Genomic DNA, 14,329 nt, shown 5'->3' on the forward strand with positions numbered 1-14,329 from the left:
TTTAGTCATGATTATTGCTTGCGGTCTACATAATTTTAGAATTTCAAATTCATTGATTTTTAATCATATATAGTTTTATTGAATATAATGTCTATAGAAAAAACATATTTGTTTCTTTTATTTCTGTCGGATAAGGTTAATAAATTCTTCGCGGGTTTTGGCTTGTTCAAACACCCCTGTAAAATCGGATGTGGTGGTAATAGAATTTTGCTTTTCCACACCACGCATTTGCATACACATGTGCTGAGCTTCGATAACAACCATCACTCCAAGCGGATTCAGTGTTTTTTGTATACAGGCCTTTATTTGGCTGGTAAGCCGTTCCTGTACTTGCAGGCGGCGGGCATAAACGTCCACAACGCGTGGTATTTTGCTCAAGCCTGTAATAAAACCGTTTGGAATGTAGGCTACATGAGCCTTGCCCCAAAAGGGGAGCATGTGGTGTTCGCAAAGCGAATAGAAATCTATATCTTTAACGATAACCATTTGCCTGTATTCTTCTCTGAACAGGGCTTTGCGGAGTATTTCTTTGGGGTCTTGTGTATATCCTTGGGTCAGAAAACGCATGGCTTTTGCCACCCGTTCAGGAGTATCGAGCAGGCCTTCGCGGTCTACGTCTTCGCCCAGTAAATTAATGATTTGCTTGTAGTGCGACGCCATTTCTGAAATGGTTTTTTCGTCGTCTTGTGGTGTGATAAGATTACTCATTATTCTGTATCTTCTGAAAAAAACGGCTTATTTTTTTAACGGGAGCGCGTCACTCTTACAACATACATATCCCTGCTGAATTCGGGAAATGCCCCTTTCAAGGCGCGCAATGCTGATTCGGCATCGGCTTTTGAGGGGTAATGGCCTGCCCTGACTTTGAAGGCAGGGGCTTCGTATTTAATGTCGACACTCAATTCCGGAAAACGGCTTTTAACTAAGCCTCGCTTGTATGTGGCTTCGTTTTTCGATTTCTTGGGGTCGTAGCCCGAATAGACTTGTATCCGGTAGTTACCTCTTTTGTGGTCGGAAATATTTCCGTTTCTCTCGGAGCCGTCGTTCAATGTCGAGTCACCTTGATCTTGTGCCGCGTTGTTTGGCGCACCTATCAGGTTTTTGATGGCGTCGTCTTGATATACTTTCACATCGCCTTCCTTTTTATCGTCTTTGTCTTCCGACTGTGCATGCAACGAGATTGACAACGGAAGGAGTAACAGAAATATATAGTACCTAAATTTCATAAGCCGTAATTTTAATTCGTTTTTTTTAGAAAGCCTGAACGATAGGAAGGAATTTCTCTACTTCGAGCGAAGCCCCGCCTATAAGTCCGCCGTCTACATCAGGATTGGAGAACAATTCTTTTGCGTTAGAGGCATTGCAACTACCACCATAAAGAATAGAAATTTCACCAGCCAAAGCATCGCCATATTTTTCTGCAATAGTTTTGCGGATAAACGCGTGCATCTCTTGTGCTTGGTCGGATGTAGCTGTTTTACCTGTGCCGATAGCCCAAACGGGTTCGTAAGCCAAAACCAATTTGGCAAAGTCGGAAGCCGATAGGCTGAACAGAGCATTCTCTATTTGGGTTTTAACTACTTCGTTTTGTTTTCCGGCTTCTCTTTCTTCAAGAACTTCTCCGATACAGAATATGGGTGTCAGTTCGTTTGCCAAGGCCAAAACCACTTTTTCTTTTAGCTTGGCATCGGTTTCGTTATAATATGTACGGCGCTCGGAGTGACCTAAAATCACATATTTTGCACCTGTTGAGGCAATCATTTCTGCCGAAACTTCTCCTGTAAATGCTCCCGCGGCTTTATCCGCGCAATTCTGGGCAGCCACACCTATTTTTTTTGTGTCGATGGCGGCGGCAACATTTGCCAGATGGATAAAAGGTGTACCTACAATCACATCGCAATTTACTTTGTCCAAATTGCTTAGGGCAACTTGCAAGTCCTGAACCAAATCTAAACCTTGTTGAAGGTTCTTATTCATTTTCCAGTTTCCGGCTACGATATTTTTTCTCATGATATTCTAATTTTTATTCTGTAATTTCTGTTTCTTTTTTTCTCTTTTTCTGATATATCAGAAAATCGAATGCTTTAATACACAGCAAAGGTATAACAAACACGGCTATTAAAAAAATAAGGGTGTTTCTATTTGTTTTTTCAACCGTTGGACTTTTATCTACGGTGGCGGCATCGAGTTGGGTTAATGGCTTTGTCAGGCTGGCTTCGGCCGGAACTTGCAGGTCGGCCCATTTATTCAATACTTTTCCGTTTTTCAGTAACACCAACCCCGGATTTGAGCGGGTAATGGTTTTGAGGGTACGTTCGTCCGTTTTACAGTATGTGAAGTTGAAACTGTTTTCTTTTTCCCAAATCATCGTTTCGTCCGATGTTGAGGCTGTGAGGCAGTAGAACTTATAACCATTGTCAGTCGCATAGTTGTTCACATCTTCAAAGCTGCTTAGGTACGATTCGTTTATCGACGTTAGCGAATAGGCAATCATCAGGAATACATAGTTGGTGTCAGAGAGTACCTCTTGGGTTATATCGTCTTCCGATACGATTTGGTTTTTGTTTTCGTCGAAAGTCAGTTTTTCAATAACAAAGTCATGTATGACGGGTTTTATGCCTTCTTTCACGAGTTTTGTACTCATTTCCACGAATGTCCATGTGGTGTCTTGCCATGGGTAATTGCTCTCGTTGAACTCTTTTTTGTTCCCGTCTTTCTGATAAACAAATACGTTTTCGTACACATCGCCTTTGCCTTCTTCCACACTCATCAGTTCCGGCAAATTAGCCCCGATTTTATAAGGGCGAAAATCGAAAACAGGCTCATAAATGCAGTTGTAGATAGAAAACGCGGTGATAAAAAGCAAGGAATAAATGGCTACCACCCAGTAGAATTTTCCTGTATATAGGTTGGTTATGAGATCGAATTTGAGGAAAACCACGATGGCACAAGCCAACAGAATGATGTTTTTGTAGAAAGTTTCCCAATTGGTTATTATTAATGCTTCGCCAAAGCAACCGCAATCGGTTACAGGGTTTGCAATTGCCAGATAAAGGGTGAGGGGAGTCATAAAGCACATAACAGCCAATATGCCGATTGTTACTTTACGCCTGTATATGCCGATGATTAAAAATGCTCCGAGCAGGAATTCAATTACAGCAAGCATAATAGAAAAAGTAAGGGATAACCCCGAAAGAAAGTCCACATGAAAGGCAAGGAAATAATCTTGCAACTTATAGGCCATACCCATCGGGTCTACGGCTTTTACGAAGCCCGAAAAAACGAACGTAGCTCCCAATATAAGGCGCGATAGTTCTACTATTACTTTAAGCAAAATGTTTTTACTCTTCATCGCGAATAATATTTTGGATGTTTTTAAAGAAAGGTGTGTTTATTGTTCGGGAAATTCAAGTTTTATCAGTGCAAAGAGGGCATAATTTATCATGTCCATATAGTTTGCGTCTATCCCTTCCGAAACAAGGGTTTGCCCGTTGTTGTGTTCTATTTGTTTTGTACGGTAAAGTTTCATGAGTATGAGGTCGGTATACGAACTTTCGCGCATGCCGCGCCATGCCTCATCATAATCGTGGTTTTTGGCCAGCATCAACTCTTTTGTTGTTGTAATATGTTTGTCGTACAACGATAAGGCTTGCTGTGCATCAATATCTACAACATCGGTGAAACCGAGTTCTAATTGTATAAGACCGATAACCCCGTAGTTTACGATGGCAATAAATTCGGGCAATATGCCTTCGTGTACCATGCTCACCTTTTTTTCTTCGAGGCTCCTGATGCGTTTTGCCTTGATGAAAATCTGGTCGGTTACAGATTGTGGTCGCAATATCCGCCACGAAGCACCATAATCGGCAAGTTTTTTTGCAAACAACTGCCTGCAATTTGATATTACACAGTCGAACTGTTCTGTTGTATTAGCCATCATACACCAAAGTTGTTTCTTTTTCTCTTTCTAAGAAGAGACACAAAGTTATGAAAAAAAAGAAAAGCATAAGAAATCTTCCTTATGCTTTTACCTTATTTTATATCATTTATTTACATTTACGATACTTTTAGCGATTTGCCCGGACGTAATGTGCTTTTCTGATTCATGTTGTTCATTGAACACAGTTTTTTTACCGAAACACCGTGTCTGCGGGCTATAGTGGCAAGGGTATCACCTTTCTTTATCTTGTAATATTTAGACGATTTTGTGGCATACTTGTTACCGCCGCTTTTCTTAGATGAGTTGCGCGCAAGGTTGTACGCGTTTCGGCTGCCTGATTTACTGAAAGAACCGGGCGATACAACATAAGTATCTTTGTGGCAAATTTTATTATCGAAGTCAATGATTTGGCTGGGGTTGATTGGCTTACCCAAGAAACGGGTTTCGAAGTGGAGGTGAGGCCCTGTTGAACGTCCTGTGTTTCCTCCTAAACCGATGGGTTGTCCTGATTTTACAACATCGTCTTCGCTCACCAAGAAGCCCGACAAGTGTCCGTAAACTGTTTCTAAACCGTTATGGTGACGAATCACAACATAATAACCGTAACCCCTTCTTTCATATTGGCAAACACGGATTTTTCCGTCGAAAGCCGCATATATCGTATCTCCAACATGAACTTTAAGGTCTACCCCGTAGTGCATTCGGCGGCGGCGGGGGCCATAGTTGGATGTTACATAACCCATTGTAGGCATCGAAAAATTCTTCAGGTCGATAGAATAATTGTCGGGGGCGTTCTCGATAGACCCGTAGGTGTTAACGTAGCGGTTGTTCCAGATGCTTCCGTATAGTTCGTCGGCCGGAACTTCCGATTCGTCAAGAATTCGGCCTTCTTGAGCTTTGTCTATTAATGAAAGGTCTTTTTTTATCTTTATACCGTCGGCATAAAGGTCTTTGTTTTGTATAGCTCTGCTGTGTCTTTGTTTGTAAGACACTTCCGGTCTTTTTTCGTTTTCTTTTGTGTCTTTGGTTTGCGAGAATGCAAACAATGGAGCGATTAGCATTGCAGCTAACGAGATAGCTTTAATTTTCTTTAGTTCAAATCTTACTTTCTGATTCTTCATCATAAATAATTTGTTATTATATCCTTCGCTTCTCAGTCTGGCTGTCCGATATTATACGATAGATAATCGTAATCGAATATTTCACCTTTGCCGAAAAAACGTTTTAATTCAATTTGAGCCGATTCGTCCGAATCTGAGGCATGTACAATATTTTCCTGCGCATTTACAGAAAAGTCGCCCCTGATAGTTCCGGGCTGCGCATCGCAACCGTTTGTGATACCGATAAGGTTACGCGCGGCTTTTACCGCATCGGGCGCTTCCCAGCATGTAACTACAACGGGAGTGAGCATCATTGACTGTTTTACACGCAAAAAAAATGGCTTGTCCGCTAAATGTGCATAATGTTGATTGAGAATTTCGTCTGTCAACTGCATCATTTTTATTCCGGCAAGCCTTAATCCTTTTCTTTCAAATCTGGCGATAACCTCTCCCACCAGTTCTCTGCGAACGGCTGATGGTTTTATAATGACGAGGGTTTTCTGCATGGATTATGAATTAAAAAGTAATATGTTTTATATGTTAAAAATCGGTCGTTTTGCGTATAGCTAAGTACATGATTTTGTCAAAGATAAGGAAAATAATTTGAACAAAACAACCTTTTGGGGTGTTGTTTTTATGCCTTTAACAAAGTTAAAAAAATAATATGTTATTATTAATGTGTTGATTGCATGCGTGTTGTGGTGTTTTATATGAAGTAATCCTTGACGGAAAGCTTAACTAAAATTATAAGCATTTTTTATTTTGAAGAAAAAAGGCACAAAATACTTCAATGAAGTAAGTTTTTGTATGCTATCAGGCAAAGATATTAAATATTTTGGTACGGAAAAGGCCCATTATTCCTATTGTTTTAACGTGTTTGATACAGCTAATCTGGCGAAGGGATGTATTTAACTGCATAAAAGAAGTTAAATTTCTTTATTAAAGGCTTTGGCAGAGCAAAGGTTTTTTGTTTTGTAGAGGGTAAATCGTAAATTCAAGCTGTCAAAAAAAACGACATTAATTGAATTATGGAGAATAGAATAAAAGTTTATTGTACAAATACGGGTGCTTACCACGATGTGCCAGCCGGAAGCAGTTTGCTCGAAATCCAAGAGTTACTGAATATAAAGTCGGAATTCCCTATCGTGAACTGCAAGGTGAATAACAAAACCGAATCGCTTTCGTTCAGACTATACAATCCTAAAAATATTGAGTTTGTAAACATGGCCGATCCTTCGGGCGTGCGCACTTATGTCCGTTCGCTGTGTTTTATCTTTGCCAAAGCGGTGTACGAACTGTATCCCGGGGTACAGATGAACATAGAGCATCCAATAGCTAAGGGATATTATTGTGTAATATCACGGCGTGAACCCTTGACCGAAGAAGATATCCGTTCTATCAAAACCAAGATGCAGGAGTTGATAACTCAGAATTTACCTTTCGAGGCTGTTGAAGACGAAACCAAGACGGTGGTCGAATTATTCCGGAATCAAGGATTTGACGACAAGGCTCTGTTGCTCGAAACCTCTGATGCCCTATATTCCAAGTATTACCGTCTGGGCGATTACATTGATTATTTTTATGGAAGTTTAGTGCCTTCGAGCGGATATGTGAAACTGTTTGATATCCAGTTGTTCAAGCAAGGCATCTTGTTGCGTGTACCGAGCCGTACCAATCCTGTTGAATTGGAGCCGGTTGTTGAACAATCAAAGATGTTTGATGTATATAAGGAAGAGTTGGATTTCCTGCGGATAGCCGAACTCGATAATGTTGGCGATCTGAACAGAGCCAACAAAGAAGGTAAGATATCGGGCATAATAAAACTGTGGGAAGCCTTGCAGGAAAAAAAGATATCGAAGATTGCCGAACAAATAAAGCATCGTTCTAAAGATGGTGTCAGGCTTGTTCTTATTTCGGGACCTTCGTCGTCGGGTAAGACCACTTTCCGCAAACGGTTGGAGGTTCAATTGATGGCAAATTCCATTCATCCCCAGGGTATATCTCTCGACGATTATTTTGTGAACAGGGTAGATACTCCCCGCGACGAGAATGGCGAATATGATTATGAGTCGCTTTACTCATTAGATCTGAAGCAGTTTAACGAAGATCTCACAAAACTGCTGAATGGAGAAAAGGTTTCTTTGCCAACGTATAACTTCACAACAGGAAAAAGAGAGTACAAGGGGCATGAGTTACAGATAGGTAAACATCAGGTGCTTGTGGTGGAAGGTATTCACGGACTGAACCCCGAACTTACCAAACAAATAGACGACAGTAAGAAGTTTATGATATATGTGTCGGCGCTGACTTCTATCTCGCTCGATAATCATAACTGGATATCGACATCCGATAACCGTTGTCTGCGCCGCTTGATACGCGACTACCGTTACCGCAACTATTCGGCCGTTGAAACCCTTTCCAGATGGCCAAGCGTACGCAAAGGCGAAGAGAAATGGATATTCCCTTATCAGGAAAATGCAGATGTGATGTTCAATTCGGCCATGATTTACGAATTGGCTGCCATGCGTCGCCATGCGGAACCTATTTTGATGCAAGTGCCTAAAAACGTTCCGGAATATGCCGAGGCAAACCGCTTCTTGAAGTTCCTGAATTACTTTAACTATATAAGCGACCGTGAGTTGCCGCCAACATCGCTCTTGCGTGAATTCTTAGGTGGTAGTAGCTTTAAGTATTAAGAACTCGTGGTGCATTTAGAAAATAAAAGCTAATTGCTTGAAAAATAAATATATCCATTTTGTCATCCTGAGTGTAACGAAGGATCTTAAATAAAAATACAGAGATTCTTCACTTTGTTCAGAAACAACGTTCGAGCAGCGTAGGCGACTCAATGACAAATGCTATAAAGCGTTTATAATAAGTTTTTTGATATACACTCTCTAAATGTATCACGGGTATTAAAAGTATAATTACGCCCTATATTTTTTCCTTGTTTGCATGATGCTTATACATCCTTTGCAGGCAAGGAAAAATAGTATCAGCACAAAGATGATGAATGCCCCCGAAGGTACATTCAGGTAGAACGAGAGGATAAGCCCTGCCAAGCAACCAACAAACCCGAAAAGAATGGACAGGTAAATCATTTTACGGAAGTTAGCCGTAAAAAGGTTTGCCGTCATTTGCGGAACGGTAAGCAGTGACATCAGCAAAACAATACCCACAAGGCGGATTGAGAGGACTATTGTCACGGCAATGAAAAACATCATTGCGTATTCAATCGTTTTTACAGGTAGTTGACGGGTTCGGGCAAATTCGGCATCGAAGGCGACATACAGAATCTGTTTGTGAAAAAGCACGAATACTCCTGTCAGTATAACCGACAGGATTGCCAGATAAACAATATCGGCATGTGTAATGGTGAGTATATTACCAAAAAGGTATTCCGACAGGTTGGGGGCGAATCCCGATTTCAAGAAGATGAAGATAATGCCTACCGCCATCCCCAGCGACCAAAAGGTGGCTATGGCCGAATCCTGCCTTACGTCTTGCCTGTTCGATAGCCATTCTATGCCGAAAGCCGACAGGATGGAAAACACCATGGCGCTCAGAATAGGATTTATCCCGAAGTAAAACCCCATACCCAATCCTCCTAACGATGCGTGAGTTATCCCCCCGCTGATGAAAACGAGGCGTTTAATGACGATATATGTGCCTATAATTCCACAGGCAATGCTCGCAAAGAGGCTGCCGATAAGCGCATTTTGAAAAAAAGTGTATTCCAGAAGGTTGAGAATATCCATCGGTACTGTTTGGAGGGTTATAGTTTTTTGCCGGCAGAGTCTTTGTCTGATGCCGGATCTTTTTCGTCGCCGTCTTTTTGCTTAAAGTTACTCCATATAAATACGGAAATGCCTATAAAGGCAAAAACGGCTAAAAGTGCAAATAAATAATTCATCAACTGTTCTCCTCTACGATGTTAAACCCGGCTTTTTTCAAATCGGCCCAATACTGTGGATACGATTTGGTAACAACATTGGGGTGTGCTATGCGTAAATCCTTCATTTTGATGGCTGCAGGAGCAAAGGCCATTGCCATACGGTGATCTTCGTAGGTCGAAATCACGGGGCTGGCTTCGGGCAGGCAACGTTCGCCGTTCCATTCCAGTGTATCGTTACGGCTGTCGTACAGCACGTATCCCAGTTTCCGGAGTTCAACCTTCAAGGCTTCTATACGGTCGGTTTCCTTTATCTTAAGGCTTTGTAAGCCCATAAATAAAAACGGAATTCCCATCATACAGCACGTAACGGCAAGTGTTTGAGCCAAATCGGGTTCGTTGGCAAAGTTGTGGAAAAACTTCTTTGTTATCCTGTTGGTTTTTCGCAAAATGGTATATCCGTTTTCGTGTATTGTTTCAATGCCCAGGTCGAGGAAAAGCTCTGCGACCTTGGCATCGCCTTGGACGCTTTGTTCAAAAAGCCCTTCAAGCTTTATTTCGGCTTCGTTGCTTATAGCGGCAATCTCATACCAATAGGAGGCGGCTGTCCAATCGGCCTCAACGGTATATTCCGTTGGAATATACTCCTGTGCGTACACGGTGATAACATTGTCCTTCCAGATGCTCTTCACGCCATATTCTTCCATCATCTTGAGGGTCATGTTTATGTATGGAACCGAGATGATATCGTCTTGCAGGTGCATAACCAAGCCTTTTTCGGTAATAGGGGCTATCAGCAGGATGGCCGATATGAACTGCGAACTTACGCTGCCCGACAGAAACAATTCGCCACCGTTTAGCGCGCTCCCTTTTATTTTTATGGGAGGGAATCCGGGCATTTCGAGGTAATCTATGCGCGCGCCCATACCATTGAGGGCGTTCACCAGAATATTTATGGGGCGTTCTTTCATCCGCTTGGTTCCTGTAAGTATTCTTTCGCCGGGTATTCTTGAGTAGAATGCCGTCAGGAAGCGCATGGCTGTACCCGATGCTTCTATGTCTATCAGGTTGCTGTCTTCGTTATTGAATGCGGCTATCATCACTTCCGTGTCGTCGCAGTCCGACAAATTCTTTATAGGAAATGGACTGTCGCTTAAGCTATTTAAAATCAGCGCTCTGTTGCTGATGCTTTTTGACGAAGGCAGTTTTATTGCAGAAACTATTTTTTCGGGGGCTGATATTTTATATTCCATGTTGAAGTACATGCGTGGGTTATAAGATTTTTTTACTACTACTTTCCGATATCGCTCGAATGTTGTGGAGCGCCTTATTTTTTTCTTTTCCTGATGGCGGCAACGGTTCTCAAGCGTTTTATTTTTTTTCCTTTGTTTTCAATACTTGTGCTTCTTGCGGAAGAGGTTTTTCCCTTCCAACTCCAGTTTATCATATGCCGGAGCCTGTTGAGGAAGCGTTGCGATGGTTTTTGCAGAAGGTACGATTCTATATGCCTCAATCGTTTTTCTTCCAGAATTTCGTCTTTGTTTATCAATATGCCGGTTTCTTCCACATCGCCAAACTCGTCATTTACAGCCGTGCCAAACGACCGCATTTGTGGCGAAAGCCCCATGTAGGCATTCACCAGGGGGGGGATGTTGATGTTCAGCTTTCGGACAGCGGTATTCAATATTTTGTAGTCCGACTTCATGTCGATGTTTGGAAAGAGCCTTTCCAAAACTTTTTTACTGGTGGTTATCTTCACCGATTTTTTTGGCCAGATAAGCTTGTCGGGATCGGGGAAGTGCAGATTCATGAAGTAGAGTATCATGTCGCGGGCTTTTGAGTTGTACGATCCGTACATGGTTACTTTCCCGAAAAAATACTTCATCGTGGGTTCCGCTACCGACAAGGCTCCAAGCCCGTCCCAAAGGTTGTCGAGGGCAAAGATACCCCTGCTGCCGGCTTTGGTCGATTGATATGCCAACGAAACGAACGACCGCCCCAACTCGATGGTTTGGTTCAGGTATTCGTTGATAAACTTTTTTGAAAAATTGAACAGGTGCGATGTAGCCAAAACAGGCTCTCCGTTTTCGTCCAACTTTACGTCGGGGCCGCAAATGAAACGATATCCTCCCAATATTTCCTCCTCGTCGGGATTCCATACAAGAAGCTGTTTGTATGGGTTTTCCATCAAATCGTATTCATCTATATCTACCGAAAAGCCTGTTCCACCTCCGTAAAAACGGAAAGCTTCTTCCCGTAGGCGGCCTATTTCGCGCATCACATTGGGTGAGTCGTGATGGCTGATAATGTAAATTTCGTTATTAGCCTTGTTGGTCTTTCTCAAGAGCTTGTCTTTGGTAAGCTCTGCCTTTAATAGGGGTTTGGCTATGGGGGGGATAATAGATTCCATATAGTGAATATTGCAACAAGATTTTTTTACGGGTTCTGGCCTAACATGTAGGTTTCCTTCTTCATGTATTCGGCCCATTGTTTCATAGAACGGGTTTGGTCAAAGAAACTGTAAGGAATGGGCTGTCCGAATATAACGCTGAAAGTTTTGTTTTTGTTCTTGAACATTTCGTCGGGCAAAAAGACCATTTCCACGTTAAATTTTATACCCAGTTTTTTCCTTATGTTTGCAAATCTATAAAAGAAATTCGAATTAGCCGCTTTGAAATACACCGGAACGATGCTCCGTTTCGATTCTATGGCTTTCGTTATGAAGTTTTTTTTCCACTCCAAGTCCATAATTACACCCTTTTGCTTGCGCGAACATAGCCCTGCCGGAAAGGTAATTATCTGGTTGTCCGAACCAAAAGCTTCGCTCAAGGCTTCGGTGGCGGCTTTGCTTTGCCCACCGTGTTTGTTGATGGGGATAAATATGGAGCGAAGGTTTGGTATGTTTAACAAAAGGTCATTTACGGGATATTTTATTTTACCGTTATATTTTTCTCCTATTATGGCCGACAGGCAAATACCGTCCAGCCCCCCCAAGGGATGATTGGAGGCAAAAACGAAGCGTCCGTCGTCAGGTATTTTATCGAGCCCCTCTACATTTAAGGTCAGATTGAAATACTTTGTCACATCTTTCATAAACTCAACCCCGTCCGAGTTGGCGTAGATGGTTAATATCTCGTTCAGTTCATCCTGATGGATTTTCCTTTTCAGATAATTGATAAAAAAATGTGGTATCTTGTTATATATTTTAGGGGCTTTATTTTTCAGAATCCGATCGAGGTCGAGAAGCGCGATATTATTTTCTTTCATCATTAACCTATAATGTAATTGTTTGAAAAACACATGTCTGTGTCCACTGTTTCATCTTGAGCAAAACGAAAGGCTTTGAATCATAAACATAATGATTCAAAGCTGTTGTTCAGAATGACAAATCTGGCATGCGTTTTATTTTAAGGGTAATCATCAATGCAAATATAACTTTTTTTGTTTATTAAACGTACTTTCTAAGGGGTGTTTGCCTTATAAAATGTGGCTATTTCAGGAAGGTTAATAATATTTTTATAAAGTACTGATTGACTGGGTGTTTTTGATTGTTGAAAACTTTTTTTAAATTATTGTGTATTAAAGTGGGGGAATGTGGATTATTTTGTATTTTTACGGTGAATTATTCTATTTTAGATGTTTATGCAATTTTTAGGCAACATAGAGGCTAAGCTGGATGCGAAATCGAGGGTTTTTGTTCCTGCTGCGTTCCGGAAGATACTACAATCGGCCGAACAGAACGTCTTGGTGTTGCGAAAAGATATTTTTCAGGATTGCTTGGTGTTGTATCCTATGCCCGTTTGGGAAGAACAGGTTGCCCTGCTTAGCGCTAAGGCTACTCATTGGGATGGAGAGAAGCGGCAGTTGCTTAGGCGCTTGTTTTTCGATACGGAGCGTTTGGATATCGACCCCAACGGCCGTATACTGATACCTAAGCGTTATGTTCAGATGATAGGTGTCTTGTCGGATATCCGCTTTCTGGGCGTTGGTGACACCATTGAAATTTGGGCAAAAGACAGGCTTGAAGATTCGATGAACTCCATAAACGATTTTGGTTTGCAAATTCAAAAACTGATGGGAGGCAATGATGAACGGTGAAATAATAAAATCGGACGGCTATCATGTGCCTGTGCTGCTGATGGATAGTGTAGACGGAATGGATATCCAGCCCGATAGTGTTTGCGTTGATGTTACTTATGGCGGAGGCGGACACTCGCGCGAAATCTTGTCACGTTTGGGTGCAGAGGGGCGTCTCTATGGTTTCGATCAAGACGATGATGCTCTGGAAAATGCTGCCAGCGATCCACGCTTTACGCCCGTGAAAAGTAACTTCCGTTACCTGAAAAACTTTATGCGGTATTACGGGGAGGCGGAAGTTGACGCTATATTGGCCGATTTGGGGGTTTCGTCCCATCATTTCGACGATGATGCCCGTGGATTCTCGTTCCGCTTTGAAGATGCTGCGTTGGATATGCGGATGAACAAAACGGCTCGTAAATCGGCGGCTACTATTCTGAATGAATACGACGAAAACCGCTTGGCGGATGTTTTTTATCTGTATGGCGAATTGAAGCAGTCGCGACGTATGGCGGCCGATGTTGTGCGCCGTCGTAAGGAAAAACTCTTCCGCACGGTTGGCGATTTGCTTGAGGTTATGAAGCCCTATGCCGGACGTGAAAAAGAAAAAAAAGTATTGGCTCAGGCTTTTCAGGCTTTACGGATAGAGGTAAACGAAGAAATGCAAGCCTTGGAGGAGATGCTCGTGCAGGCTTTGGCGGTACTTCGCCCCGGAGGGCGTTTGTCGGTAATTACCTATCATTCGCTCGAAGACCGTTTGGTGAAAAATTTCTTTAAGACAGGCAACTTTGGCGGAGTGGTGGAAAAAGATTTTTATGGAAACATCAATGCCCCATGGCGTTTGGTAAATAATAAGGTGATTGTTCCTTCGGTTGAGGAGCAGGAGCGTAACCCGCGTTCACGCAGCGCAAAATTGCGTATAGCAGAAAAAAAATAAACGTAATTGTTATGAAATTTTCGGCAAAAGAAGTAAGAAAAAACATTATGCATGTGGTTGGGGGGACAATCCTGACCGAAGACTTCTTTCTGAAAAATACCCGTTTCATGGTTGTGCTTTTTGTTATTGTTATGCTCTATATTGGCAACCGTTACAGTTGTATAGAGAAAATGGCTAAGATAGAATCGCTGAAGCGGGAGTTGAAAGATGAGAAATACGAGTCGCTTGCAATTTCCAGCCAGTTGACCAATATGAGTCGCCGTTCGCAGGTTATTTCGCTTGTCGAAAGCAATGGCTTGGGGCTCGAAACAGCACAAGACCCTATATTTAAGATAGAAAATACTGAAAACAAAGAAGACTAAGATTATCTGTATTGACAACAA

At 42.0% G+C, this 14,329-nt stretch carries 16 protein-coding genes; 4 read left to right on the forward strand and 12 right to left on the reverse strand.

Going from position 1 to position 14,329, the window contains the following annotated elements; all coding sequences use genetic code 11:
• Positions 1-117: 117 nt before the first annotated feature.
• The 7 genes from folE to ndk form a co-directional block, all read right to left on the reverse strand.
• The gene (gene folE, locus M2132_RS09855) at positions 118-708 is read right to left on the reverse strand and encodes a GTP cyclohydrolase I FolE (RefSeq protein WP_280673197.1); all 591 of its coding nucleotides are present in this window, start codon (positions 706-708) and stop codon (positions 118-120) included.
• Positions 709-743: 35 nt separating this feature from the next.
• Positions 744-1,226, reverse strand: a complete 483-nt coding sequence (locus M2132_RS09860) for an SPOR domain-containing protein (RefSeq protein ID WP_280673198.1) — start codon at positions 1,224-1,226, stop codon at positions 744-746.
• A 25-nt stretch (positions 1,227-1,251) separates the two neighbouring features.
• Entirely contained in the window at positions 1,252-2,010 is a 759-nt protein-coding gene (gene tpiA / locus M2132_RS09865) for a triose-phosphate isomerase (protein ID WP_280673199.1), read from the reverse strand.
• A 13-nt stretch (positions 2,011-2,023) separates the two neighbouring features.
• Entirely contained in the window at positions 2,024-3,352 is a 1,329-nt protein-coding gene (locus tag M2132_RS09870; protein ID WP_280673200.1) for a BT_3928 family protein, read from the reverse strand.
• Between the two features lie 39 nt (positions 3,353-3,391).
• Positions 3,392-3,937: a DUF1599 domain-containing protein gene (locus tag M2132_RS09875; RefSeq protein ID WP_280673223.1), complete on the reverse strand. Its 546-nt coding sequence runs from the start codon at positions 3,935-3,937 to the stop codon at positions 3,392-3,394.
• A 119-nt stretch (positions 3,938-4,056) separates the two neighbouring features.
• Entirely contained in the window at positions 4,057-5,064 is a 1,008-nt protein-coding gene (locus M2132_RS09880; protein WP_280673201.1) for a peptidoglycan DD-metalloendopeptidase family protein, read from the reverse strand.
• A 29-nt stretch (positions 5,065-5,093) separates the two neighbouring features.
• On the reverse strand, positions 5,094-5,546 hold the full coding sequence (ndk, locus tag M2132_RS09885) for a nucleoside-diphosphate kinase (RefSeq protein ID WP_280673202.1): 453 nt from the start codon (positions 5,544-5,546) through the stop codon (positions 5,094-5,096).
• A 522-nt stretch (positions 5,547-6,068) separates the two neighbouring features.
• Here ndk and M2132_RS09890 point away from each other — a divergent pair.
• The gene (locus tag M2132_RS09890) at positions 6,069-7,736 is read left to right on the forward strand and encodes a nucleoside kinase (RefSeq protein WP_280673203.1); all 1,668 of its coding nucleotides are present in this window, start codon (positions 6,069-6,071) and stop codon (positions 7,734-7,736) included.
• A gap of 231 nt (positions 7,737-7,967) precedes the next feature.
• Here the strand turns inward: M2132_RS09890 and M2132_RS09895 are convergent, their stop codons facing one another.
• From M2132_RS09895 to M2132_RS09915, 5 genes are all read right to left on the reverse strand, one after another.
• Positions 7,968-8,798 carry a metal ABC transporter permease gene (locus M2132_RS09895; protein ID WP_280673204.1) on the reverse strand — a complete coding sequence of 277 codons (831 nt, stop codon included), beginning with the start codon at positions 8,796-8,798 and terminating at the stop codon, positions 7,968-7,970.
• A 17-nt stretch (positions 8,799-8,815) separates the two neighbouring features.
• A complete protein-coding gene (locus M2132_RS09900) occupies positions 8,816-8,953 on the reverse strand; it encodes a hypothetical protein (RefSeq protein ID WP_280673205.1) in 138 nt (45 codons plus the stop codon).
• Complete coding sequence (locus M2132_RS09905) at positions 8,953-10,185, reverse strand: 3-phosphoshikimate 1-carboxyvinyltransferase (protein WP_280673206.1); 1,233 nt, start codon at positions 10,183-10,185, stop codon at positions 8,953-8,955. The genes M2132_RS09900 and M2132_RS09905 overlap by 1 nt, the downstream gene beginning before the upstream one ends.
• A gap of 74 nt (positions 10,186-10,259) precedes the next feature.
• The gene (locus M2132_RS09910; protein WP_280673207.1) at positions 10,260-11,342 is read right to left on the reverse strand and encodes a GNAT family N-acetyltransferase; all 1,083 of its coding nucleotides are present in this window, start codon (positions 11,340-11,342) and stop codon (positions 10,260-10,262) included.
• A gap of 26 nt (positions 11,343-11,368) precedes the next feature.
• The gene (locus M2132_RS09915) at positions 11,369-12,199 is read right to left on the reverse strand and encodes a 1-acyl-sn-glycerol-3-phosphate acyltransferase (RefSeq protein ID WP_280673224.1); all 831 of its coding nucleotides are present in this window, start codon (positions 12,197-12,199) and stop codon (positions 11,369-11,371) included.
• Positions 12,200-12,574: 375 nt separating this feature from the next.
• Here M2132_RS09915 and M2132_RS09920 point away from each other — a divergent pair, with 375 nt between their 5' ends.
• From M2132_RS09920 to M2132_RS09930, 3 genes are read left to right on the forward strand one after another with little or no spacing between them, the layout of a single operon-like run.
• Positions 12,575-13,030: a division/cell wall cluster transcriptional repressor MraZ gene (locus M2132_RS09920; RefSeq protein WP_280673208.1), complete on the forward strand. Its 456-nt coding sequence runs from the start codon at positions 12,575-12,577 to the stop codon at positions 13,028-13,030.
• On the forward strand, positions 13,017-13,946 hold the full coding sequence (gene rsmH / locus M2132_RS09925) for a 16S rRNA (cytosine(1402)-N(4))-methyltransferase RsmH (protein ID WP_280673209.1): 930 nt from the start codon (positions 13,017-13,019) through the stop codon (positions 13,944-13,946). The genes M2132_RS09920 and rsmH overlap by 14 nt, the downstream gene beginning before the upstream one ends.
• Before the next feature lie 11 nt (positions 13,947-13,957).
• Entirely contained in the window at positions 13,958-14,308 is a 351-nt protein-coding gene (locus M2132_RS09930; protein ID WP_280673210.1) for an FtsL-like putative cell division protein, read from the forward strand.
• Positions 14,309-14,329 lie beyond the last annotated feature (21 nt).

Source organism: Dysgonomonas sp. PH5-45 (assembly GCF_029893235.1).
GTDB lineage: Bacteria > Bacteroidota > Bacteroidia > Bacteroidales > Dysgonomonadaceae > UBA1309.